This is a genomic window from Enterococcus avium, assembly GCF_002891025.1.
In the GTDB taxonomy this organism is placed as follows: Bacteria; Bacillota; Bacilli; order Lactobacillales; family Enterococcaceae; genus Enterococcus_A; species Enterococcus_A avium.
In genome coordinates this window covers 1-26,090 of the sequence record NZ_NBSL01000002.1, presented here as the reverse complement: position 1 = coordinate 26,090, position 26,090 = coordinate 1, and the positions used below count along the sequence as shown (strand labels likewise).

The 26,090-nt window shown below is 38.2% G+C and carries 19 protein-coding genes and 3 pseudogenes; 18 read left to right on the top strand and 4 right to left on the bottom strand.

Annotated elements, in window-relative coordinates; all coding sequences use genetic code 11:
- The first annotated feature begins 94 nt into the window (after nt 1-94).
- The 11 genes and pseudogenes from AUF14_RS00240 to AUF14_RS00190 all read left to right on the top strand — a co-directional run bounded on the left by AUF14_RS00240 (nt 95) and on the right by AUF14_RS00190 (nt 12,805).
- Nucleotides 95-592, top strand: a complete 498-nt coding sequence (locus AUF14_RS00240) for an antirestriction protein ArdA (protein WP_000342539.1) — start codon at nt 95-97, stop codon at nt 590-592.
- Between the two features lie 88 nt (nt 593-680).
- Nucleotides 681-1,073 carry a conjugal transfer protein gene (locus AUF14_RS00235; protein WP_000723888.1) on the top strand — a complete coding sequence of 131 codons (393 nt, stop codon included), beginning with the start codon at nt 681-683 and terminating at the stop codon, nt 1,071-1,073.
- A pseudogene (locus AUF14_RS00230) lies at nt 1,057-2,304 on the top strand (ATP-binding protein); the annotation flags it as partial. The gene AUF14_RS00235 and the pseudogene AUF14_RS00230, both read left to right, overlap by 17 nt.
- Nucleotides 2,305-2,996: 692 nt before the next feature.
- Entirely contained in the window at nt 2,997-4,799 is a 1,803-nt protein-coding gene (gene ltrA, locus AUF14_RS00225; protein ID WP_002303686.1) for a group II intron reverse transcriptase/maturase, read from the top strand.
- 90 nt (nt 4,800-4,889) lie between these two features.
- A pseudogene (locus AUF14_RS00220) lies at nt 4,890-6,116 on the top strand (ATP-binding protein); the annotation flags it as partial.
- Nucleotides 6,117-6,118: 2 nt separating this feature from the next.
- The gene (locus AUF14_RS00215) at nt 6,119-8,296 is read left to right on the top strand and encodes a CD3337/EF1877 family mobilome membrane protein (protein WP_000804748.1); all 2,178 of its coding nucleotides are present in this window, start codon (nt 6,119-6,121) and stop codon (nt 8,294-8,296) included.
- Nucleotides 8,293-9,294 (top strand): bifunctional lytic transglycosylase/C40 family peptidase, encoded by a 1,002-nt coding sequence (locus AUF14_RS00210; RefSeq protein WP_102865852.1) that lies wholly within the window; start codon nt 8,293-8,295, stop codon nt 9,292-9,294. Before AUF14_RS00215 ends, AUF14_RS00210 begins: the two co-directional genes overlap by 4 nt.
- Nucleotides 9,291-10,223, top strand: a complete 933-nt coding sequence (locus tag AUF14_RS00205; protein WP_001224318.1) for a conjugal transfer protein — start codon at nt 9,291-9,293, stop codon at nt 10,221-10,223. Before AUF14_RS00210 ends, AUF14_RS00205 begins: the two co-directional genes overlap by 4 nt.
- A gap of 313 nt (nt 10,224-10,536) precedes the next feature.
- Nucleotides 10,537-10,584, top strand: a pseudogene (locus AUF14_RS23255) (hypothetical protein); the annotation flags it as partial.
- A 15-nt stretch (nt 10,585-10,599) separates the two neighbouring features.
- Complete coding sequence (gene tet(M) / locus AUF14_RS00195; protein WP_000691749.1) at nt 10,600-12,519, top strand: tetracycline resistance ribosomal protection protein Tet(M); 1,920 nt, start codon at nt 10,600-10,602, stop codon at nt 12,517-12,519.
- Between the two features lie 100 nt (nt 12,520-12,619).
- Nucleotides 12,620-12,805 carry a cysteine-rich KTR domain-containing protein gene (locus tag AUF14_RS00190; protein WP_011058338.1) on the top strand — a complete coding sequence of 62 codons (186 nt, stop codon included), beginning with the start codon at nt 12,620-12,622 and terminating at the stop codon, nt 12,803-12,805.
- A gap of 59 nt (nt 12,806-12,864) precedes the next feature.
- Here the strand turns inward: AUF14_RS00190 and AUF14_RS00185 are convergent, their stop codons facing one another.
- Entirely contained in the window at nt 12,865-13,218 is a 354-nt protein-coding gene (locus AUF14_RS00185) for a helix-turn-helix transcriptional regulator (protein WP_001227347.1), read from the bottom strand.
- A 504-nt stretch (nt 13,219-13,722) separates the two neighbouring features.
- Between AUF14_RS00185 and AUF14_RS00175 the strand changes: the two genes are divergently transcribed.
- The 7 genes from AUF14_RS00175 to AUF14_RS22390 all read left to right on the top strand — a co-directional run bounded on the left by AUF14_RS00175 (nt 13,723) and on the right by AUF14_RS22390 (nt 19,942).
- On the top strand, nt 13,723-14,145 hold the full coding sequence (locus tag AUF14_RS00175; protein WP_000804885.1) for a sigma-70 family RNA polymerase sigma factor: 423 nt from the start codon (nt 13,723-13,725) through the stop codon (nt 14,143-14,145).
- Complete coding sequence (locus AUF14_RS00170) at nt 14,142-14,372, top strand: helix-turn-helix domain-containing protein (protein ID WP_000857133.1); 231 nt, start codon at nt 14,142-14,144, stop codon at nt 14,370-14,372. Before AUF14_RS00175 ends, AUF14_RS00170 begins: the two co-directional genes overlap by 4 nt.
- Before the next feature lie 460 nt (nt 14,373-14,832).
- Nucleotides 14,833-15,036: an excisionase gene (locus AUF14_RS00160; RefSeq protein WP_000814511.1), complete on the top strand. Its 204-nt coding sequence runs from the start codon at nt 14,833-14,835 to the stop codon at nt 15,034-15,036.
- A gap of 81 nt (nt 15,037-15,117) precedes the next feature.
- Nucleotides 15,118-16,335, top strand: a complete 1,218-nt coding sequence (locus AUF14_RS00155) for a tyrosine-type recombinase/integrase (protein ID WP_001291561.1) — start codon at nt 15,118-15,120, stop codon at nt 16,333-16,335.
- Between the two features lie 512 nt (nt 16,336-16,847).
- On the top strand, nt 16,848-17,519 hold the full coding sequence (locus AUF14_RS00145) for a hypothetical protein (RefSeq protein WP_225844235.1): 672 nt from the start codon (nt 16,848-16,850) through the stop codon (nt 17,517-17,519).
- Nucleotides 17,520-18,422: 903 nt separating this feature from the next.
- A complete protein-coding gene (locus tag AUF14_RS22395) occupies nt 18,423-18,572 on the top strand; it encodes a hypothetical protein (RefSeq protein ID WP_016181098.1) in 150 nt (49 codons plus the stop codon).
- Nucleotides 18,573-19,771: 1,199 nt separating this feature from the next.
- The gene (locus AUF14_RS22390; protein ID WP_185937708.1) at nt 19,772-19,942 is read left to right on the top strand and encodes a hypothetical protein; all 171 of its coding nucleotides are present in this window, start codon (nt 19,772-19,774) and stop codon (nt 19,940-19,942) included.
- A 164-nt stretch (nt 19,943-20,106) separates the two neighbouring features.
- Here AUF14_RS22390 and AUF14_RS00140 read toward each other — a convergent pair whose 3' ends face one another.
- The 3 genes from AUF14_RS00140 to AUF14_RS00130 form a co-directional block, all read right to left on the bottom strand.
- The gene (locus AUF14_RS00140; RefSeq protein WP_049218113.1) at nt 20,107-21,696 is read right to left on the bottom strand and encodes a SpaH/EbpB family LPXTG-anchored major pilin; all 1,590 of its coding nucleotides are present in this window, start codon (nt 21,694-21,696) and stop codon (nt 20,107-20,109) included.
- Nucleotides 21,686-22,462: a pilin N-terminal domain-containing protein gene (locus AUF14_RS00135; protein WP_102865851.1), complete on the bottom strand. Its 777-nt coding sequence runs from the start codon at nt 22,460-22,462 to the stop codon at nt 21,686-21,688. Before AUF14_RS00135 ends, AUF14_RS00140 begins: the two co-directional genes overlap by 11 nt.
- Nucleotides 22,462-26,090 (bottom strand): VWA domain-containing protein (locus tag AUF14_RS00130; protein ID WP_102865850.1); only part of this gene is annotated, 3,629 nt, incomplete at its 5' end. The genes AUF14_RS00130 and AUF14_RS00135, both read right to left, overlap by 1 nt.

The window sequence follows — 26,090 nt, the reverse complement described above, 5'->3', positions numbered from 1 at the left end:
TATAAGTGGTTTTCTTATGTTCCGCAAAGGAATGGTACACCAAACGAAGTGCGGTAGGGATTTTTGAATCTCTACAAAGAAAGGACGTGAATATATGGACGATATGCAAGTCTATATTGCGAATTTAGGCAAATACAATGAGGGCGAATTGGTCGGTGCGTGGTTTACCTTTCCCATTGACTTTGAGGAAGTCAAAGAGAAAATCGGCTTGAATGATGAATATGAGGAATACGCCATTCATGACTACGAGTTACCCTTTACGGTTGACGAATACACTTCCATTGGCGAACTCAATCGACTATGGGAAATGGTATCGGAATTACCCGAAGAATTACAATCGGAGCTATCTGCTCTGCTCACTCATTTTTCAAGCATTGAAGAACTAAGCGAACATCAAGAGGATATTATCATTCATTCCGATTGTGATGATATGTATGACGTGGCACGCTACTACATTGAAGAAACGGGTGCTTTAGGCGAAGTACCAGCTAGTCTTCAAAACTATATTGATTATCAAGCCTATGGTCGGGATTTAGACCTTTCAGGAACGTTTATCTCAACCAATCATGGGATTTTTGAAATCGTCTATTAAATCTGTCGGTACATTACTACTGGCAGATTTTCTATTTTACGGGGTGGCTCAATCAGCTACCCCTATTTTTTATGAAAGGATTGATTACATGAAGAAAATACGAAGCTATACCAGTATCTGGTCTGTGGAAAAGGTACTGTATTCTATCAATGATTTTAGACTTCCGTTTCCCATAACCTTTACGCAAATGACATGGTTTGTCGTGTCACTCTTTGCAGTGATGATACTTGGCAACTTGCCCCCTCTTTCCATGATAGAGGGAGCATTTCTCAAATACTTTGGGATTCCTGTGGCTTTCACATGGTTTATGTCTACAAAAACTTTTGATGGTAAAAAGCCTTATGGATTTTTGAAGTCTGTCATTGCTTATGCACTGCGACCAAAGCTGACCTATGCAGGAAAAAAAGTAACGCTTGGCAGAAACCAGCCACAAGAAGCCATTACAGCAGTTAGGAGTGAATTTTATGGCATATCCAATTAAATACATTGAAAACAATCTCGTCTGGAATAAAGACGGGGAATGTTATGCTTACTATGAGCTTGTTCCTTACAATTACTCATTTCTAAGTCCAGAACAGAAAATACAAGTGCATGATTCTTTCAGACAGCTTATCGCACAAAATCGTGATGGCAAAATTCATGCTTTACAAATCAGTACAGAATCCAGCATACGTTCTGCACAAGAGCGTTCCAAAAATGAAGTCACTGGCAAGCTCAAAGCGGTTGCCTATGACAAAATCGACCAACAGACAGACGCTTTAATATCCATGATTGGCGAAAATCAAGTGAACTACCGTTTCTTTATCGGCTTTAAGTTGCTTCTCAACGATCAGGAGTTTTCTATGAAAAGTCTTACCGTTGAAGCAAAAAATGCTTTGTCTGATTTTGTCTATGATGTGAACCATAAGCTGATGGGCGATTTTGTTAGTATGAGTAATGATGAAATCCTGCGTTTTCAGAAGATGGAAAAGCTCTTAGAAAATAAAATCTCTCGTCGTTTCAAAATCCGCAGGTTAGATAAGGACGACTTCGGCTATCTGATTGAACACCTTTACGGACAGACAGGCACTGCCTATGAAGAGTATGAGTACCATCTATCAAAGAAAAAGCTGGATAATGAAACGCTGATTAAATACTATGACTTGATTAAGCCTACTCGCTGTTTGGTGGAAGAAAAACAGCGATATTTGAAAATCCAGCAGGAAGATGAAACCGTCTATGTAGCTTACTTTACCATTAACAGCATTGTCGGAGAACTGGACTTCCCGTCCTCTGAAATCTTCTACTACCAGCAACAGCAATTTACATTCCCGATTGATACGTCAATGAATGTGGAAATTGTAGCGAATCGTAAAGCCCTATCTACTGTCCGCAATAAAAAGAAAGAACTGAAAGACTTGGATAACCACGCTTGGCAAAGTGATAATGAAACCAGCTCCAATGTGGCGGAAGCTCTGGAAAGTGTGAATGAGCTGGAAACCAATTTAGACCAAAGCAAGGAATCTATGTACAAGCTGTCTTATGTGGTAAGGGTATCAGCAAATGATCTTGACGAACTCAAACGTCGTTGTAATGAAGTGAAAGATTTTTATGACGATTTAAGCGTAAAACTGGTACGACCATTTGGGGATATGCTCGGCTTACATGAAGAATTTTTACCTGCCAGCAAGCGTTATATGAATGATTATATTCAATACGGTGCGACTCGTTTCCCTATAAGTGCATAGGCATGAAATGGGAGAATTATCAAGAACTAAAGATAATTACAACTAGTTATTTCACAGTTGAAATGAAAACCGTCAAGTTGGTTGAAGCAACTGGTCTGATACTCCTACATGCGAATATTCATAACAGTGAATATTCGTGTGAAGCTAGGTAAAGTCGGCAGAACAATACCTAAGTAAGTAATAACTTATATGGTAAAGGATATGCCGGGACGCCACAAACTATCTATGGTGAGAATGTTCCTACGGAACTGACGAACTTGCGAATGTACGGGTCTAAAGGATGACTTTTATCGAAAGATAATTGGGTTGCAAAAGCAACGAATATTACCGAAAAGTAAGAGTCGTATTTATGAAATTCGGGATAAGGAACAATGACCTTATATAATATTCAGGCTCAAAGTAAGCACCTAAGGATAGATGTATGGCTAGAATAACTGGAACGAGGAAAACAGAAAACACTTATTCAACAACTGTTATTGGAGCGTTGGATATAAGACTAATAGTCGAAAATCCTTAATTTCTGCGAGAGTAGGGGCACAGTACCTGTGAAGCGTCTAATCAACGTGGAGGGATAGCCCCAAGACTTGTTCTTTGAAAAGTGAATACAGTTAAATGAAACTCACAAGATCTGGTAAGAGGATGGGACTAATTTTAAAGTTAGGAGAAATAATCCATCAGTGAGTACAGAATTACGATATTATGAATACTATCAAATGCAAGAAACTTTTGATTGGCTCTATGAAAGAAGTAGCAAACAAGCAACAAAAGGTATTGACCTTTATAAAATAATTATGTCAGAGGAAAATATCCTACTAGCATATAGAATTATTAAATCAAATACTGGTTCTAAAACATCTGGGATAGATAATCAAACAATCAGTGATTTCAAATTTCAAAACAAACAAAAGTTTGTAAATGATATTCGAAAAACAATTGAAAATTATCAGCCGCAGCCAGTTAGACGAGTCAACATTCCAAAAAGTAATGGGAAAACTCGTCCTCTAGGCATTCCCACTATGAAAGACCGCTTGATACAACAAATGTTTAAACAAGTGTTAGAACCCATATGTGAAGCAAAATTTTTCAAACATTCCTATGGGTTCCGACCTAATCGCTCTACAGAACATGCAATAGCAAGATGTAATTTTATTGCACATAAATGCAAATGTCATCATGTGGTAGATGTCGACATTAAGGGATTCTTTGATAACGTCCATCATGGAAAGTTAATCAAACAGCTTTATACCATCGGTATAAAAGATCGACGCGTATTAGCAATAATCTCTAAAATGTTAAAAGTGACAGTAGCAGGACAAGGCACTTCCACTTCTGGCGTCCCACAAGGTGGCGTGTTATCTACATTATTATCGAATGTTGTTCTAAATGACTTAGATTGGTGGATTGCCAATCAATGGGAAACATTTCAAACAAAAAGAAAATATAGCAGTGTAGATAATATGCACCATGCTTTGGTAAAGTCGAAATTAAAGAAAATGCACATCGTACGTTATTGTGATGATTTTAAAATCTTTACAACAAATCATAAACATGCAGTAAAAATCTATCATGCGGTCAAGGGATATATTAAACAACGGTTGAACCTAGATATTTCACCAGACAAATCAAAAATTACAAATCTTAGAAGAAATTATTCAGAATTTCTAGGATTCGAGCTAAAGGTCATAAAACAAAAGAAACAACAATATGTTACTGTTTCGAGAGTCTCAAAGAAATCAAAAAGTAGAATTAAGAAGGAAATCAGAGAAAAGATAAAAGCAATTCAGAAATCTCCTACTAGAAAAACTGTTAACCAATACAACCAGTATGTACGAGGTATTCAGAATTATTATCAAAAAGCCACCTTGATTAACCATGACTTTTCTTCTATCTACTATTCCTGCTTACCAGCACTATATAATCGTTTAAAACCATTCGGAAAATATGAAATCCCTAGAAGCCCACCCATTACGTATAAAAAGTTTTATCCTCTCACAAAAAGAACGTTTTGTGTTAGGAAGAATTATTTATTTCCATTAGATAGCGTGAAATGGAAAAGGTTAGAATTTTTCAAACCTCACATCAACAACTATACGCAAGATGGACGATTGGCTAAACTGAGGAAATTAAAACCTTCGGTTTATTCTGAATTGGTTACCCTTAGTACGATGGAAACAGATGAAAGTCTTGAATACTTAGACAATCGACTGTCAAGATATTCTATGCAAAATGGAAAATGTTCCGTTACAGGGATTTTTCTAAGAACGCAAGATGTTCATTGTCATCATATTATTCCTCGTAAATTTGGGGGTACAGATGAGTTTGATAACCTAGTTATTATCCATAAATGGGTACACAGACTCATCCATGCCAAAACAAAAGAAACGATTAAAGAGTATCTACAACTTCTTCAACTAACAAATAAGCAAATGAAGAAGTTAAACAAATATCGTTTAGAATGTAATTTAACTGAATTTCACTAAAGAAATACGAACAAGTTGGAACGCCGTATGCGATGAAAGTTGCACGTACGGTGTGGAGCGGGGGAAAACCTAGAGATAACTTCAAAGGGTTACCTATCGCTATTGACCTCTGATTTCCTCGCTGGTTTAGGTTTTGGTGCTACTCAAATGCTGGGGGAAAATGAGGGGATTTATGTTGGCTACAGCTTAGATACTGGACGCAATGTCTATCTGAAACCTGCTCTTGCCAGTCAAGGGGTTAAGGGTTCAGTAACCAATGCGTTAGCGTCGGCTTTTGTTGGTTCGCTGGGTGGTGGTAAATCCTTTGCGAATAACCTTATCGTCTATTATGCGGTGCTTTATGGGGCACAAGCAGTGATTGTAGACCCAAAAGCAGAACGTGGCAGATGGAAAGAAACCTTGCCAGAGATTTCCCATGAAATCAATATCGTCACTCTGACTTCTGATGAGAAAAACAAAGGCTTACTTGACCCTTATGTGATTATGAAAAATCCCAAAGATTCTGAATCACTGGCTATTGATATTCTGACATTCCTTACGGGGATTTCCTCTCGTGATGGGGAACGCTTCCCAATCCTTAGAAAAGCCATTCGTGCAGTAACCAATAGTGAAGTACGAGGGTTGATGAAAGTGATTGAGGAATTACGGGTTGAGAATACGCCACTAAGTACCAGTATAGCCGACCATATCGAAAGTTTTACAGACTATGACTTTGCACATTTATTATTCAGTAATGGTTATGTGGAGCAGTCTATCAGCTTAGAAAAACAACTGAACATTATACAGGTTGCGGACTTGGTACTTCCCGACAAGGAAACTTCCTTTGAGGAATATACCACTATGGAGCTTTTATCCGTTGCTATGCTGATTGTCATTAGTACCTTTGCTTTAGACTTTATCCATACAGACCGAAGCATTTTCAAGATTGTAGATTTAGACGAAGCATGGAGCTTTTTACAGGTAGCACAAGGAAAAACACTATCTATGAAGCTGGTTCGGGCTGGTCGTGCTATGAACGCTGGGGTATATTTCGTGACCCAAAATACAGACGACCTCTTAGATGAAAAACTGAAAAATAACCTCGGCTTAAAATTTGCATTTCGTTCCACTGACCTTAACGAGATTAAAAAGACCTTAGCCTTTTTTGGTGTAGACCCAGAGGACGAAAACAATCAGAAGCGATTGCGTGATTTGGAAAACGGGCAATGCCTTATCAGTGATTTATATGGTCGTGTCGGTGTGATACAGTTCCACCCTGTATTTGAAGAACTGCTCCATGCCTTTGATACCAGACCACCTGTGCGAAAAGAGGTGTAAATGTGAAACCATCAATAGTAAACAGAATAAAATCAAACTGGACGCTGAAACGTCTAGGTAAAGTGGCAATGACAGTGGCTTTCACACTTGTGATTGCCATTTTTCTTTTAGCCATGCTGGGAACGGTGGTTCAAGCTGCGGGCTTGGTAGATGATACGGTCAATGTGGCAAATGAATACAGCCGATACCCACTTGAAAACTATCAACTGGATTTTTATGTGGATAATAGCTGGGGCTGGCTTCCGTGGAACTGGTCGGACGGGATTGGAAAACAGGTCATGTATGGACTATATGCCATTACCAATTTTATTTGGACAATCAGTTTGTATGTTTCCAATGCGACAGGTTACTTAGTACAGGAAGCCTATTCCTTAGACTTCATTTCCGCTACAGCAGATTCCATTGGTAAGAATATGCAGACCTTAGCTGGTGTGAGTGCAAACGGATTTTCAACAGAGGGTTTCTATGTTGGATTCCTCTTACTCTTGATTTTGGTTCTTGGGGTTTATGTTGCCTATACGGGACTGATAAAGAGAGAAACCACAAAGGCAATTCATGCCATTATGAATTTTGTGCTGGTGTTTATCCTATCGGCTTCCTTTATTGCCTACGCTCCCGACTACATTAAAAAAATCAATGACTTTTCATCAGACATCAGTAATGCCAGTTTATCACTTGGCACGAAGATTGTCATGCCCCATTCCGATAGTCAAGGCAAGGACAGCGTGGACTTAATCAGAGATAGCCTGTTTTCCATACAGGTTCAGCAACCGTGGCTACTGCTTCAATACAACAGTTCAGACATTGAAAGTATCGGTATTGACCGTGTGGAAAGCCTGCTCTCCACCAGCCCAGATTCCAACAATGGCGAAGACAGAGAAAAAATTGTTGCGGAAGAAATTGAAGACAGAAGCAATACCAATCTAACCATTACAAAGACCATTAACCGTTTAGGTACAGTCTTCTTCCTATTTGTCTTCAATATTGGGATTTCCATATTTGTATTCCTATTAACAGGAATCATGATTTTCTCGCAGGTACTTTTTATCATCTATGCTATGTTTCTGCCTGTGAGCTTTATTTTAAGCATGATTCCATCATTTGATGGTATGTCAAAACGAGCCATAACAAAGCTCTTTAATACCATTTTGACACGAGCTGGAATCACATTGATTATTACGACAGCATTTAGTATTTCAACCATGCTCTATACCTTATCGGCTGGTTATCCGTTCTTTTTGATTGCTTTTCTACAGATTGTGACCTTTGCAGGAATCTACTTCAAGCTGGGCGATTTAATGAGTATGTTTTCTCTACAGAGTAACGATTCTCAAAGTGTGGGAAGTCGTGTGATGAGAAAACCTCGTATGCTTATGCACGCTCACATGCACCGTCTACAGCGGAAACTTGGACGTTCCATGACTACTCTAGGGGCTGGGTCTGCCATTGTTACAGGTAAAAAAGGACAGTCGGGTTCGGGGAGTTCTGCAAGGACACAAGCAGATCACTCCCGACCAGACGGAAAGGAAAAATCAACACTTGGAAAACGTATCGGTCAAACCATCGGTACAGTAGCTGATACCAAAGACAGAATGGTAGACACTGCTAGTGGTTTGAAAGAACAGGTTAAAGATTTGCCGACCAATGCAAGATATGCAGTATATCAAGGAAAATCCAAAGTAAAAGAGAATGTCCGTGATTTAACCAGTAGTATTTCTCAAACCAAAGCGGACAGAGCCAGTGGACGCAAGGAACAGCAGGAACAAAGGCGAAAAACCATTGCGAAGCGTCGCTCTGAAATGGAACAGGTCAAACAGAAAAAACAGCCTGCTTCTTCTGTTCATGAAAGACCGACTACAAGACAAGAACAATATCATGATGAACAGACCTCAAAACAGTCTAATATTCAGACTTCATATAAGGAATCTCAACAAGCCAAACAAGAGCGTCCAGCAGTTAAGTCCGATTTTTCAAGTCCAAAAGTGGAACGCCAAGGCAATACCGTTCAAGAAAAAACCGTTCAAAAGCCAGCAACTTCAACCACTACAGCAGATAGAACTTCACAACGTCCAATCACAAAAGAACGTCCGTCTACTGTTCAAAGAGTACCACTACAAAATACAAGAAGTAGACCACCAATCAAAACCGCCACCATTAAGAAAGTCGGTAAGAAACCATGAAGTTGAAAACTTTAGTGATTGGTGGTTCTGGATTATTCTTGATGGTCTTCTCACTGCTTCTGTTTGTTGCCATTTTATTTTCAGATGAACAGGACAGCGGAATTTCCAATATTCATTATGGAGGTGTGAATGTTTCCGCAGAAGTGCTGGCTCATAAGCCTATGGTAGAAAAATATGCCAAAGAATATGGCGTTGAAGAATATGTCAACATACTTCTTGCGATTATACAGGTGGAATCGGGCGGTACTGCGGAAGATGTTATGCAGTCCTCGGAATCCCTCGGTCTTCCACCTAATTCATTGAGTACAGAAGAATCCATTAAGCAAGGTGTGAAGTATTTCAGTGAATTATTAGCCAGTAGCGAAAGGCTCAGTGTAGATTTAGAATCGGTTATCCAGTCCTACAATTATGGTGGTGGTTTCTTAGGGTATGTGGCTAATCGTGGAAATAAATATACCTTTGAACTGGCTCAAAGTTTCTCAAAAGAGTATTCAGGTGGCGAAAAAGTGTCTTACCCCAATCCCATAGCCATACCTATCAATGGGGGCTGGCGATACAACTATGGCAATATGTTTTATGTGCAACTGGTAACGCAGTATCTTGTCACAACAGAGTTTGATGATGATACGGTACAAGCCATCATGGACGAAGCACTGAAATATGAGGGCTGGCGATACGTTTACGGTGGAGCTTCCCCGACTACTTCTTTTGATTGTAGCGGACTGACACAATGGACGTATGGAAAAGCTGGAATTAACTTACCACGAACCGCACAACAGCAATATGATGTGACCCAGCATATCCCACTATCGGAAGCACAAGCTGGCGATTTGGTTTTCTTTCATTCTACCTATAACGCTGGCTCTTATATTACTCATGTTGGGATATACCTTGGCAATAACCGTATGTTTCATGCAGGCGAACCAATCGGTTATGCCGACTTAACAAGCCCCTACTGGCAACAGCATTTAGTGGGAGCAGGACGAATCAAACAATGAGAAAGGAAGATTTAATGATGAAATTTAGAAAAAATCAGAATAAAGAAAAACAGATACCAAAGGAAAAGAAACCTCGTGTCTATAAGGTCAATCCTCATAAAAAGGTTGTGATTGCCTTGTGGGTACTTTTAGGGCTTAGTTTCAGCTTTGCGATATTCAAGCACTTTACAGCTATAGATACTCATACTATTCACGAAACAACTATCATAGAAAAGGAATACGTTGATACTCATCATGTAGAAAATTTTGTAGAGAACTTTGCGAAAGTCTACTATTCATGGGAGCAATCCGATAAGTCCATTGATAATCGAATGGAAAGTCTAAAAGGCTATCTGACAGATGAACTTCAAGCTCTCAATGTTGATACAGTACGCAAAGATATTCCTGTATCGTCTTCTGTAAGAGGATTTCAGATATGGACGGTAGAGCCAACTGGCGACAATGAGTTTAATGTAACCTACAGTGTAGACCAGCTCATTACAGAGGGAGAAAATACAAAGACCGTCCACTCTGCTTATATAGTGAGTGTCTATGTAGATGGTTCTGGAAATATGGTACTGGTTAAGAATCCGACCATTACCAACATACCTAAGAAATCAAGTTATAAACCAAAAGCCATTGAAAGTGAGGGGACGGTTGATTCCATTACAACCAATGAAATCAATGAGTTTTTAACGACGTTCTTCAAGCTCTATCCTACAGCGACAGCCAGTGAACTTTCCTACTATGTGAATGACGGGATATTAAAACCAATCGGAAAAGAGTACATCTTTCAAGAACTGGTAAATCCTATTCACAATCGTAAGGATAATCAAGTCACGGTATCGCTGACAGTGGAGTATATCGACCAGCAGACCAAAGCAACGCAGGTATCTCAATTTGATTTGGTACTTGAAAAGAACGGGAGTAATTGGAAGATTATAGAATAACAAATATTGGTACATTATTACAGCTATTTTGTAATCACGTACTCTCTTTGATAAAAAATTGGAGATTCCTTTACAAATATGCTCTTACGTGCTATTATTTAAGTATCTATTTAAAAGGAGTTAATAAATATGCGGCAAGGTATTCTTAAATAAACTGTCAATTTGATAGTGGGAACAAATAATTGGATGTCCTTTTTTAGGAGGGCTTAGTTTTTTGTACCCAGTTTAAGAATACCTTTATCATGTGATTCTAAAGTATCCGGAGAATATCTGTATGCTTTGTATGCCTATGGTTATGCATAAAAATCCCAGTGATAAGAGTATTTATCACTGGGATTTTTATGCCCTTTTGGGCTTTTGAATGGAGGAAAATCACATGAAAATTATTAATATTGGAGTTTTAGCTCATGTTGATGCAGGAAAAACTACCTTAACAGAAAGCTTATTATATAACAGTGGAGCGATTACAGAATTAGGAAGCGTGGACAAAGGTACAACGAGGACGGATAATACGCTTTTAGAACGTCAGAGAGGAATTACAATTCAGACAGGAATAACCTCTTTTCAGTGGGAAAATACGAAGGTGAACATCATAGACACGCCAGGACATATGGATTTCTTAGCAGAAGTATATCGTTCATTATCAGTTTTAGATGGGGCAATTCTACTGATTTCTGCAAAAGATGGCGTACAAGCACAAACTCGTATATTATTTCATGCACTTAGGAAAATGGGGATTCCCACAATCTTTTTTATCAATAAGATTGACCAAAATGGAATTGATTTATCAACGGTTTATCAGGATATTAAAGAGAAACTTTCTGCCGAAATTGTAATCAAACAGAAGGTAGAACTGTATCCTAATGTGTGTGTGACGAACTTTACCGAATCTGAACAATGGGATACGGTAATAGAGGGAAACGATGACCTTTTAGAGAAATATATGTCCGGTAAATCATTAGAAGCATTGGAACTCGAACAAGAGGAAAGCATAAGATTTCAGAATTGTTCTCTGTTCCCTCTTTATCATGGAAGTGCAAAAAGTAATATAGGGATTGATAACCTTATAGAAGTTATTACTAATAAATTTTATTCATCAACACATCGAGGTCCGTCTGAACTTTGCGGAAATGTTTTCAAAATTGAATATACAAAAAAAAGACAACGTCTTGCATATATACGCCTTTATAGTGGAGTACTACATTTACGAGATTCGGTTAGAGTATCAGAAAAAGAAAAAATAAAAGTTACAGAAATGTATACTTCAATAAATGGTGAATTATGTAAGATTGATAGAGCTTATTCTGGAGAAATTGTTATTTTGCAAAATGAGTTTTTGAAGTTAAATAGTGTTCTTGGAGATACAAAACTATTGCCACAGAGAAAAAAGATTGAAAATCCGCACCCTCTACTACAAACAACTGTTGAACCGAGTAAACCTGAACAGAGAGAAATGTTGCTTGATGCCCTTTTGGAAATCTCAGATAGTGATCCGCTTCTACGATATTACGTGGATTCTACGACACATGAAATTATACTTTCTTTCTTAGGGAAAGTACAAATGGAAGTGATTAGTGCACTGTTGCAAGAAAAGTATCATGTGGAGATAGAACTAAAAGAGCCTACAGTCATTTATATGGAGAGACCGTTAAAAAATGCAGAATATACCATTCACATCGAAGTGCCGCCAAATCCTTTCTGGGCTTCCATTGGTTTATCTGTATCACCGCTTCCGTTGGGAAGTGGAATGCAGTATGAGAGCTCGGTTTCTCTTGGATACTTAAATCAATCATTTCAAAATGCAGTTATGGAAGGGATACGCTATGGTTGTGAACAAGGATTGTATGGTTGGAATGTGACGGACTGTAAAATCTGTTTTAAGTATGGCTTATACTATAGCCCTGTTAGTACCCCAGCAGATTTTCGGATGCTTGCTCCTATTGTATTGGAACAAGTCTTAAAAAAAGCTGGAACAGAATTGTTAGAGCCATATCTTAGTTTTAAAATTTATGCGCCACAGGAATATCTTTCACGAGCATACAACGATGCTCCTAAATATTGTGCGAACATCGTAGACACTCAATTGAAAAATAATGAGGTCATTCTTAGTGGAGAAATCCCTGCTCGGTGTATTCAAGAATATCGTAGTGATTTAACTTTCTTTACAAATGGACGTAGTGTTTGTTTAACAGAGTTAAAAGGGTACCATGTTACTACCGGTGAACCTGTTTGCCAGCCCCGTCGTCCAAATAGTCGGATAGATAAAGTACGATATATGTTCAATAAAATAACTTAGTGTATTTTATGTTGTTATATAAATATGGTTTCTTGTTAAATAAGATGAAATATTTTTTAATAAAGATTTGAATTAAAGTGTAAAGGAGGAGATAGTTATTATAAACTACAAGTGGATATTGTGTCCTGTATGTGGAAATAAAACACGATTAAAGATAAGGGAAGATACTGAATTAAAAAAATTCCCCCTCTATTGTCCGAAATGCAGACAAGAAAATTTAATTGAAATAAAGCAGTTCAAAGTAACTGTGATTACAGAGCCAGACGCAAAGACGCAGAGCCGATAAAATGAGATTAATACAATCTCATTTTATCGGCTCTTTCCGTTATGTATGGATTCTTTTAATTAGTCTTCGATGTTTCTTGCTTCGTTGATACCGCTGGCTAAAGATTCCATTAAGGATAGTTCTTTGTCTGTAAAGCTATCCATGTATTTCTCTATCTGTAATCGTCGGGTGCTTTTTACCAAGTTATTAGCAGGTAAGAAAAATTCATCAACGGAAACATGAAGTAACGATACAAGGTCATAAAGAACTTGTATGCTGGGGTGTTGCCCTTTATTTTCAATATTAGTTAAGTACCGTGGGTCAATTTCAATCAATGCTCCCACTTGTTCACGAGTTAAACCTCGTTTCAATCGAGCTTCTTTAATGGCTAAACCAAAGGCTCTAAAATCATATTTATCTTCTTTTTTACGCATAGTAGACCACCTCTATACATTTTATTGTTCCTACTGAATTAAAAACAGGTATAGAAAAACGTGTTATATGGTTTATAGGTTTATATTTAATAAAAAGCACTACTAAACGCCAATAAAAAAAACCGTTATATGGTAGTGCTATTTACGCTGTTAAAATATTGTATATTACTTCCAAATGGCGGTTTGTTGGAGGTCAACGTCGCCATGAAGTACATCATATACAATAAATTTCCTTACATTGGGTTCTTGTCAAAAAAAGTCGTCTATCTGCAATAGATAAGTACGTCCACCAATGTGGTTTTATAAATCATATAGATAGAATAACAGAAGCATGTAAACAGAGAAATAAATCTGTTTATATGCTTTTTTGGCTATTCAGAACTTTTTTACAAAGTTTATTTATCAGTAATGCAACAAATCCCCCTTTCACATTGGGACTAAGAGTGAAAGGAGATAAACGAGCAAGGCTCACTTCCTTTCCTAGACAGAAAGGGGGTGAGAAACATGAAACCATCTTCTTTTCAGACCACAATAGAAAATCAGTTTGACTATATCTGTAAACGTGCTATGGAAGACGAGCGAAAGAATTATATGCTTTATCTTTCAAGGATTGCAAAGCGTGAGGTGTCCTTTTCGGATGTTGGCGATTATCTTGTTAGCCAGTTTGCGACAACAGATAACTATTCAACTGACTTTCAGATTTTTACACTCAATGGGTTATCAGTAGGCGTTGAAAATGATTTGTTGAGTGAAGCATTACGTGAGTTGCCAGACAAGAAACGTGAAATTCTACTGCTGTTTTACTTTATGGACATGAGCGATTCAGAAATTGCAGACCTGTTGAAATTGAACCGTTCTACTGTCTATCGGCATAGAACCAGTGGACTAGCCTTAATTAAAAAGTTTATGGAGGAATTTGAAGAATGAAAACACAATATCCTATGATTCCCTTTCCTCTCATTGTAAAGGCAACAGATGGCGATACCGAAGCGATTAACCAGATTCTACATCATTACAGAGGGTACATAACGAAGCGTTCCCTACGACTTATGAAAGATGAATATGGCAATCAAAGTATGGTCGTTGATGAAGTCTTACGTGGAAGAATGGAAACCAGACTGATTACAAAGATTTTGTCATTTGAAATTAAGTAATATCCTCTCTCCTTTCGTGGAAGCGTGCTAAACCATTCCACGCTTCCCGAACAGGGAGGTTTGTTATTCCACCAAAGCATATTGAGCTTTCAATGTGTTTTGATAGGCTAACGAGCCATTGTTCTTTGAAAACTGAATAAAAGTAATCGAATACGTTTCGATAAGAAAAGAGCCAACGGAACTAACCGCCATGACCTATCTTATAAAGATAGCGAGCGATTCATGTTAGTGATCCGAGAAGCAATCTTTAGCAGGATTGCCTGCAACGACATTCTTATCGTGATAATGATACTCCCATACAGTCAATAGTCCGAGCGTGATAAAACCGTCGCAGGCAATGAGTATGGCTACATGAGAACCATGCAGGGGTGGAACTCCCGTGAGCTTTGCTAAAGCTGTTCGATTGCTGGTAAAACAACTTTTATGAAATCCAAATAAGTGATTTGGAAAGGAGGATTTTATGAAGCAGACTGACATTCCTATTTGGGAACGTTATACCCTAACCATTGAAGAAGCGTCAAAATATTTTCGTATTGGCGAAAACAAGCTACGACGCTTGGCAGAGGAAAATAAAAATGCAAATTGGCTGATTATGAATGGCAATCGTATTCAGATTAAACGAAAACAATTTGAAAAAATTATAGATACATTGGACGCAATCTAGCGTCGCCAAAGGGTCTTGTATATGATAAAATAGTATTAAGTCGTATCAAGGCTCTTTCCATAAAGGAAAGGAGCAAATGCCATGTCAGAAAAAAGACGTGACAATAAAGGTCGAATCTTAAAGACTGGAGAGAGCCAACGAAAAGACGGAAGATACTTATACAAATATATAGATTCATTTGGAGAACCGCAATTTGTTTACTCGTGGAAACTTGTGGCTACAGACCGAGTACCAGCAGGAAAGCGTGATTGTATCTCACTTAGAGAGAAAATCGCAGAGTTACAGAAAGACATTCATGATGGTATTGATGTTGTAGGAAAGAAAATGACACTCTGCCAGCTTTACGCAAAACAGAACGCTCAAAGACCAAAGGTTAGAAAAAACACTGAAACTGGACGCAAATATCTTATGGATATTTTGAAGAAAGACAAGTTAGGTGTAAGAAGTATTGACAGTATTAAGCCATCAGACGCTAAAGAATGGGCTATTAGAATGAGTGAAAATGGTTATGCTTATCAAACCATCAATAACTACAAACGTTCTTTAAAGGCTTCATTCTATATTGCTATACAAGATGATTGTGTTCGGAAGAATCCATTTGACTTTCAACTGAAAGCAGTTCTTGATGATGATACTGTCCCTAAGACCGTACTAACAGAAGAACAGGAAGAAAAACTGTTAGCCTTTGCAAAAGCTGATAAAACCTACAGCAAAAATTATGATGAAATTCTGATACTCTTAAAAACAGGTCTTCGTATTTCAGAGTTTGGTGGTTTGACACTTCCAGATTTAGATTTTGAGAATCGTCTTGTCAATATAGACCATCAGCTATTGAGAGATACTGAAATTGGGTACTACATTGAAACACCAAAGACCAAAAGTGGCGAACGTCAAGTTCCTATGGTTGAAGAAGCCTATCAAGCATTTAAGCGAGTGTTAGCGAATCGAAAGAATGATAAGCGTGTTGAGATTGATGGATATAGTGATTTCCTCTTTCTTAATAGAAAGAACTATCCAAAAGTGGCAAGTGATTACAACGGCATGATGAAAGGTCTTGTTAAGAAATACAATAAGTATAACGAGGATAAATTGCCACACATCACTCCACATAGTTTGCGACATACATTCTGTACCAACTATGCAAATGCAGGAATGAATCCAAAGGCATTACAGTACATTATGGGACATGCTAATATAGCCATGACGCTGAACTATTACGCACATGCAACATTCGATTCTGCAATGGCAGAAATGAAACGCTTGAATAAAGAGAAGCAACAGGAGCGTCTTGTTGCTTAGTAGTACAAATGAATTTACTACTTATTTACCACTTCTGACAGCTAAGACATGAGGAAATATGCAAAGAAACGTGAAGTATCTTCCTACAGTAAAAATACTCGAAAGCACATAGAATAAGGCTTTACGAGCATTTAAGAAAATATAAAAAGATAATTAGAAATTTATACTTTGTTTATACTAAAAAGATTGGAAAAGAAGATGAGTACTCTCGTAAAATTTATTACAAATCTACAGTTGCCATGCTTTGGACTATCGTAATTTGTGACATCATATTTCCTAAAACATACATGTGGAATCAATTTTTTATGTTTAAATACGCCTTAGCTTTAATAATTGCCGGAATTAGTATGTCTCTTCAATATCGAAAAGACTTTTCTTAATCCTCATATAGATGATAAGTTAGAAAATCGTTTTGACTTATCATCTATTTCTATGCATCTACTCCATTTTCGGGCTATTTCCTCCGTTTATTAAATTAATTGTGTTCATCCCCCACCTCTATCTATTTATCTATGACAGTTTTCGCATTTAACAATTATATATTTGCCCTTTCAAAAACATTTTCTATTTTCTCAATGAGTTTTAGAACTCTCAGTATCAAAATTTTTACTTCACTACGGCTATATTGTAATGTCTGTTGTCGTACAAATAGTGAAATATCCCCCCAGCATTTTTCATTTCAATTTAATTCTCAAAAGAGGAAATTTTTTGAACCAGTATTACTCTTTACTTTATCTTTATTTACTATGTTGTCATTAGCTGGATGTTCTACTAAAGCAAGTAAGAGCGACAATGCTTCTACAATGTCATCTAATGCTAGTCAAACAGCATCAGAAGTGACAACTACTTCTAAAACTAATTTAAAAGATAGTAATTCTGAAAATACACTTGATACGAGCGTGAACGTGCTTGACTCAGAAGAAAGCACGTTTGAAACTCATTCTCTTTCCAGCTCTAGTAATCAAGAACCAACAAATAACTCTGAAAATTATTACCAACAAATCAAGGACGCGTGGCAAAAGGAAAAAGACTACGTAGAGGCGATTGAAGATCCTAAGTTGAAACAATCTGTTCAAACACCTTCGGCTGCTGCTAATGCCATGGCAAGTAAGTTAGAGATGGAAAATCCCGCAGATTCCAAAATTATTGAAAGTAGCTTACAAAAAGTTTTAGCTGGTCAATAATACTGGGGAAAATTTCAAAGTTCATAATGTAAATACCCTATTTTTACTTTTTTAGAAGCAAATAATATTTTAGGAAGACTTTTTTGAACTTAAAGCAAGCAAATCGGGGAATTGTTGTAACAGCGACCATCTTATTGTTCTTTTTCCTACTTTCTTTATATACATCCAACTGTCATTTTCTTTTTGGAGCAACAGGCACGTTTGCAATATTTCTTTATTATATTTCATGTCGAATTACTGCTAAGCGAAACTCTTCATAACACATTTTTAATTTAAGTCTCTTAATGATACGGCCCGCTTATGAGCCGTATCATTTCTAAAATTCTTCATTTGATGAACTAAAAAGAAAAAGGATGTGTATTTTTGTTTAAAAAGGACGATGTTGCTTTATTATTTTCGATAATCATAACCCTTTCCCTATATTTTCTTGGTCTTATTTTAGATAACTCAGTACTAAGATTTATTCAAGGATTTTCTACAGCCATAGTAATTGATATTATAATTCAAAAAATTAGGAATATCTGTTGCTCTAAAGTAACCTAGTTAACTAACCACACTTTTAATTCCTCCACTAAGCCAGAATGCTAGTAAGAAAATAAACGCTTTTGTCTCTATGAAAAGTTTCCTATTACTAACAGATCCATTTTTTTATCTGCTGTACTAACTCAAAAAGTACAGCACTCGTGGAATTTGGCTATTCTTTATGTATTATTCGAATTGTTATCCAAGCTGCCTATAAAAACAGAAGAATTTAGCTGATAAGTTTTAACTTTTTTTTAATGTGTTAACTACCAAAATCTACTAATTAGCAAAAATCTTCAAATCGTGGTATGATAACTCATGGAATTTCGTTATGAACGTTTTAGTTGCCTTTCGTCACTAATTGAGAAAGGAGAATGCTTTATGACATTCACTAACAACAAATTGGAATACCGCGTAACTTTAGATACCAACTTAAATCTATTTATTGTTTTCGACAAAAAAGACGAAAACAAATTTGCGACCGGTACGACAATTGAAAATGCAGTACAAGAATTAGCAAAAATCGCATAAGGAGTGTAATCCTCTAATGGACAATTACTGTTCGTACTGAAAGCATCTGCTGTGGCTCACGGTAGATGCTTATTTTTTTGCAGAAATAGCCCTCCTAATTAATCTCTTTTACTACATCCACACTTTTTCAACTAATTCTATAATCAGATAATCTTACATCTTCTCAATTTATCAACCGAACAATGACGCTACATGATTATTTTTAACTTATTTCTTTTTATCTACCGTTCGCGTTTGTTTTTGAACCCAGCTACTTGATACAATGTGTTCGTCTAGTAATAGACAAAGTATGTGCGTGAGCTAGGTAACTAATTGACAAATTAGCTTCCCCCTTAGCTCCGAGACTGCCGATTCATGCCCGGCAGTCTTTTTTTAGCGAAACCACCCGTTATTACCATTCGCGTCTTTTTCAATACCGTTTGCGGTTGCGTTTTTATTCAACTTTGATAGTATTTCACTGTCTGGCGAATACAAATCGCTGGATCAATGTTCTAGACAGTCTCTTTAGTAGGCTGTCTTTTTTTTGCAATTGCCCAGTAAGTCTTTCTTGCTGTTCACGACTGATATAATACCGTTCGAAGTTGCTTACATAATGTAATTTTCTATATTACTGAAATTTAAAAAGAAAGGTATTTTATCATTTATAAAATGAGGATATTCTCGAATCAGAGCTTGACGCTGAAATTTTTGTAAATACTTGGAATCGAGTCTAAACTAATTTATTTCAGATAATTCAATTTAATTCTCAAATCCTAGATTTGCATCAAATTGACGCAAAACGCAAATATACCCTGGATTTTTTTCAAGCGCCTGAAACATATTTATCCGTTTTTCTCTATGATCAGCGCATCCGCTGTATCACTTTCCAAACCTTTTGGAATCTTTTTTATTTCACCCAGCGTCCAGTCATGCTTTTTACCCTCGGCAGTTTTAAAAATCTATACAAGCGTGTACCGATATTTCGAAGGTTCCGCCTTCTCATATTTCTTTTTCTATTCGATAGGCTGAGTTAGCTGAACTTTTAATCAGTAGGTCACTAATTCGAACCCTCATATTCCCCTTTGGTGCAAAATTTTTGCTCTGGATAATTGACCAATGTAAAATAAAAATAAATTACCTACAGTTAGCCTTTCAAAGACATATTAAACGATGATTATTTATTCCTATATAAATAAACAACCAGAATGGAGGTTGATTAAATGATAAATTTATTAGCAGCTGGCTTTATGTTTGTTGGTGGTGCGATACTTATGTTAGCAGGTGAATATGCCAAATGGGTCCCAATTATAGGAAGCATCATTGCCCTAATTGGTTTAGGAATGTTGATTTATTATTTGTTCAGCAAAGATGGAAATTACAATGGAAATTAAACGTTTCTTCGTCAACATTAAATGCATAAACCTACTAGGAAAATCCAGTTGTCAATTAGACTTCTGGATTTTCTAGTACTTACTTGTTCGGCGTGGTTAACGTACTACAATCAAAAAAATGAGCAGAAGGTCTTAGACACCTTCTGCTCATTCTTTTCTATCAATTAAACTTCAAAACGTACACGACGGTAGCGAACGATTGCTGCTGCCATCAAACCAAGACCAATTACGATAAAGGCAATGATACCCATTCCACCAGTTGATGGTAACGTGCCGCCTTTAGAGCTATTGGCAATTGGTAATGCTGTTGCGTTGTTGTAAGAATCTTTGTCGATTTCGAAATCAACATCGTCGGTTAATTTTTGGAACCCATTTGGCGCTTTGATTTCTCGAAGCATGTAATCACCGTATGCTAAACCAGTTACTTCAAAGCGTCCATCTGCATCAGAAATGAATTTTGTTGCGTTTGCGTAGTCTTCATTTGGTCCAACTGGCGTCCAAGTTTTAGAATCTGTACCAACTGTTAGGTATTGTTCTACGCCATTTACTTCTCTGATAACAACGAATTCCGCACCAGCTAATCCTTTTGTTTCGCCATCTTCATGTTTGAAGAATTTTTTACCGCCAGTGATGATTGGATCAATTGGATCATTTGTTTTCACATCATCTTGTCCACCATCATGATTCATTGTTACAGTAAATTCGTTATTGATGTCCAAGTCGACGGGTGTTTCATCTGTGAATGAAACAGTGTAGTAAAATTCAATTCTTTGTCCAGCATATTGACTTAAGTATTGCGCTGTTGCAGGTCCCGCAGCACCTGTCAAGTTCATTGCAATATTAAATCCAGCATAGCCAGTGAACGGTGCCGCTGTATTATAATAGTCAGCTGTTGCATTCGCTAAGAAAGTCGCTGGGGTAACTGCCGTACCACCAATCACGATTTGATCAATTCCTTCGAATTTCACACCTGTTTGGTCAACCGCATCTTTGAATTCTAATTTCGTATAACGAGGTGCTCCGTTAACCAGATCACCGATTTGGCTAGGAATCACAAAGCTTGCACGGTAATGAATTTGTTGTCCAACTTCAAAGTCGTAAGCACCTGCTGGACGTGGTGGTAATGGATCGCCGTTATCATCCACTAATTCTTTCTCAGGGTCTTCGCCTTCTACTTTGTTCTTAGGATACAAATGGATTTTTGTTAAATCTTGTCCGTTGCTGCCTTTCATTGGTAGCATCATAATCAATTTGTACGAACCGATTTCAACGCCTTGTGAAGCATGCTCTTCAAAGAAGTATACTTTGTATGTTCCGTCAGCGTTTTTTGTTGGTAAGTTAGTGAAATTTGCATTCCCATCTTGATCAGTTGTTTGATCAGTACCAACTCTAGTTGCATTTGGTGCATTATTTAATTCAAAGTTATTCATTACTTCTTTAGCAATTGTATTGTATTCAGCGTCTGTTTCATTCCCGGTCAGACGTGAACGTAATTCTGCATAGAAATCTTCTGAAATATCCCACGCTGTGAAGGTAATTCCTGGTAAACCTTCATAACGATTGAATTCATTCATTTCTTCCCCAGTATTTTCGATACTGCTATTTGGAAACTCATCCATTTTTTTCTTGTGAATAGTCACATCTACTGAATCTGCTGCGTATGCGCTATCTCCTCCGCCTAGCACCCCTGCTAGTAAAGGAATTAAGCATAGCAATGTCGTTAACAGTGCAACCCATTTCTTCTTATTTTTCATAATTTTTTTCCCCCTTATTTTTGTTCAATCCAACTAAACCAACAATCATCAACAACAACCCTAGAAAACAATAATTACGTATCAACTCGTTTGTAGACGGAAGCTCCTTTCCTGAGTAACTTGGTCCCTCCCCTCCACTTGGTGTTCCAATCGTTTTTGGTAAGTCTTTCCTTGGTCCTGAGCTATCTGTTATCGGCGGTTCTGTCGATTTAGTTGTAGTAGTCGTCGTTGTTGACGGTGGTGGTTCAGATGTTGGCGGTGTCACTGGAATTTCACGATATTTACATGTAATCTCCAGCTTATCCGCTTCCGCCAACGTATTCGTCATTCTCTGCGGCAAATAAATAATGATCGGAACCATATGATAGTTGCCTGTTTCGCCTGAAGAAAGGATCAGATAGGCGGCATCTTGATTATTCTGCTGCCGCGGCAGGCTCAGTGAGATTTCCCCCTTGGCATCCACTGAGTACGGCGCCTGATTGATCTTCTTCAATTGCTCAGTTTGGACAAATGTTGCTAATCGTTCTTGGGTCGGATAGGTGTCCATGATATATTCCTTATCGGCCTTTTCGTTGCTGGCGCGTTTTTGGCGCCATTCGGTCAAATCATAAACATCCATGTCGATTTGCTCGATCCCTGTATATACATTACCGGTTTCCGGCCTGGTCTTGATCAGTACTTCCACTAGACTTTCCTCTGCAAAAGCAGTAACCCCCATGTTACAAATTCCCAGAATAAGTCCCAAGAGAAGAATCATTTTTTTCATTACGATCCCCTCCTCTTCGTGTGAAGCCAGTAAAGGCTGCCAAGCAGTCCTCCTGCTGTAGAGATAACTCCAAGTGCTACTTTAAAGAACATCGCTGTCCCCGATCCGCCTGTACTAGGCAGCGGACCCGCTCCGCGCTTCCTGTTTGTGACAGTCAATTGAATAAGATTCGGATTGCCGACTCCGCCTGATCCACTGACATTCGGATTGGATTGAATACTTACAACACCTTCACGCGAAATACTGATTCGAACAGTGCCGCTCATTCCTTGATAGCCGTTTGGAACGACCGTTTCAGATAAACTGTATTCACCAGGTCGCAATCCACTAAATTCGAAGTATGGTCCCCCTGTTTCCGTTTGATCATAACTCGTTCCGATCAGTCGGAAGCTCGCTCCGCGAAGTTCATTTCCGTCTTGATCGACTTTCTTGATCTTCAGCTTGAAATCAGCCAATTTATTCGTCACTTTGTATGGAGAAGTTTTGCCATTCAATGTAATATTCAAAACCGTTCCCGCAGCGTTTTCCACTGCTTTAAGATCGATGTTTGCCATTTTTTCATATCCTGCTGGTACATAGGATTCTTCAATGATGAAGTCCCCCATCGGAATATTCTCGATCGTGACTTGCCCATTATTATCTGGCTCGAGGTCTGTCGCTAATACTTTGCCGTCAGATCTGCGAGTGACAGTGAATTTGGGTTTGTCCTTACCAAACGGTGTCTTGCCATCATCCATGTATTTACAGATGACCGCCTTGCCGGTCAATAATTTGTTCGTGAGTTTGATACCCTCTTTTGGTTTCGTTGCAGCAGTGAAGCTCGTTCCGTAATTGTAGGTTGGCTTGGCATACCCAATTGTTCGGGCTTCCTCAACCACTCGATAGACGGTGTTTCCGCCCTCAACATTTTGGAATACCCCTTTCCAATTGTCGATCGGTGTCAACGTCAAGGATTCGACATCCTCCCACGTACTTCCTGTTCTCTTTTGCAATGTGACTCGCACATAATTTGTCCGAAGTCCCCAATAGTTTTCTGTCCCCCGATGACTATCCGACCAAACCTTCTCAACTGGAATCTCCAGGTCTTTCGTTCGTTTATTGGTCACCTCATGCAATGAGGTCTTACTGTTTACAGTAATATTAAGGTCTGTTCCTGCAGAATTTTCGACTGCCTTCACATCGATATCAGTCATCTTGTCATAGCCTTGAGGCACATAGGTCTCTTCTACAACAAAATCACCAAGTGGAATGTCTGTGATGAGTACTTGACCTCTAGCATTCGGCTCAAGGTTGCTCACCAATACTTTGCCATCCGATTTACGCCTTATGGTAAATCGCGGCAAATCTGACGTAAATGGTGTCTTCCCGTCTTCCATATACTTACAAAAGACCGTTGCCCCCTTCAGCAACTTATTGGTAATTTGAACTCCTTTGCTCGGTAATGTTTTCGCGGTAAATTCATTCACATTGGAATCCGGCTTGGCATATCCCGTTGTCCTCTCAGGCTCAACGACCCTATAGATAGTGCTGCCGCCATCCGCCGAAAATGATGTTTTCCAATTATTTGCCGCATTCAACGTCTTCGTTTCAACGTCTACCCATGAACTGCCACTTTTTCTTTGTAAAACAACTCTGACACTATTTGCGCGAAGTCCCCAATAATTTTCTGTGTTCATATGCGAATCTGACCATTTCTTCTCAACTGGAATTTCGAACTTATTCGCCTTACCCTTAACTGACGGTACGCCAAAATCTAGCTTATCCGTCGTTCGTTCAGGCGTTGGTGTTAATGTCGTCCTTCCGTTCGTTTGATACCATGTGTCGCCTTCATAATTCACAGCGTCTGTTTTTAACCGAAGCTTGTAATCCAATTGAACTTCTTGCTGACCATAAAGATTGATATTATCCACTTTGATCGTATTGTTTGTCACAACCGGATCGTTCGGCAGTTTACTTGTTTCAATTGCTGGCACACCGCTTTTTTTGATTTCCTTAACAGTAGGTTTTCCTACTAGCTCAAACATATCTCCGATTGGATCTTCAATAACGCCTTTATCTACTGTTTGAATGACTGAGTTAAACCAATCATCAAAAGAAATGTCAAAATCACCTGTTGTACTAGCATGATAAAATTGGTAATCAGCCTGTGAATCTCCAGCAGCGTTCGCCTTTTTGGAAGCCATACGATACAAACCAGTGACCAATTCATCCCTTGAATGCCGTTCTACTGTAAAGTTTTTTTGGATATTGATAGCGATGGAATTAATCTCCATTCCTTGATCCTTAATATCCGCTGCAGTCGAATTGGCAGGCGTTAAATGACTATAAATCCTTTGTCCCGTAGTTCCTACCGCGATTCCCGAAGGTTTATATACCGTAAAATATCTTTCACCATTAGGCTCTCTTTCTGGAAGTCCCCAATAACGTCCACTATAGGTCAGAGACCCATCATAAATTGGAGGTGGACTAGGATGGTTTGAATCAATTCGCAACTTATCGTAATAGATACTTGAATCTGAATGCCCTGATAGCGGTACTTCACTCATATTTGGTGCACCGTCAGTCAAAAGAAAAATAACCTTTCGCCGATTGGTTCCATTTGCATTATTCAGCATCGTTTGCGCATCCATTAATGCTTTTTGTGTGAAGGTATTTCCATCTGAAGCAATACTTTTATACCTATCAACTACGTTTTGCCAGCCTGTCGAGTTGGCAGACATAGGAACAATTTGGTTTCCTGAATAATCAGGCGAAGAGTAAATTACTCCACCAATACGAAGGCTGTCAGTATCTGGGTTTGCCGCTTTGAACTTATCGATCAATTTTTGTAACGAGTTGACCGCTAATGTTTTTCTCGTCATCCCGCCAATATTTCCTTGCGATTGAATCATTGAAGCTGAATTATCCAACACAAAACAAACATCTACCCCAGGTTTTGGAATTGTTCTGCCTCGGACATTTAGACGAACATTAAATTCATCTTCTTTAGATGTCTCACTCGCATATTTTCGCAATTCAATATTAGGTTTTGATTTATTTTCTCCATATTTGATATACGATTTCGTATAGTCATCTGAAGAGACATCCCAACTCGTTACTCCATCCCAACCAGATTCTTTCTCATAACCACCTTGATGATTGCGAACGTTTGACTGTCCGGTCGGCGTCCAATAGCAAGTAGGATAGGTGCCGTTATTCGACGTATACACTGGTGCTTTATTGGTATATTTCGGTGGGTCCATCCGAAGCAACCCATTGTTTGGAACTGCCGTTGCTGGTACTGGCACAACTTCTTCTGGTTCAGGCGGACCGATAAAATCTTCTGAACTTGTTTTGACCGCTGCTTTACTCTCAGAAGTTTTTGTTTCTTCTTTTGTATCCTGCGCTTTAAGAACAAAGGATTCTTTAATATCAAGAATGTTTTCCTGTATCTTCGCGTCTTTTCCGTTAGAAAGAGTCTGCTCGTCTAGTTGAACATCTAAATTGAGTTTCTTTGTTGATTTCGGTAACTCAAAAACGAGTTGTCCTTCCATGGAAGCTGAATAGTTCTTTTCAATTAGCCATTCATCCTTCTCATCCATGTTCTTAATCGTTGGATACGTGATCACTTTTCCTTTCTCATTTGTTA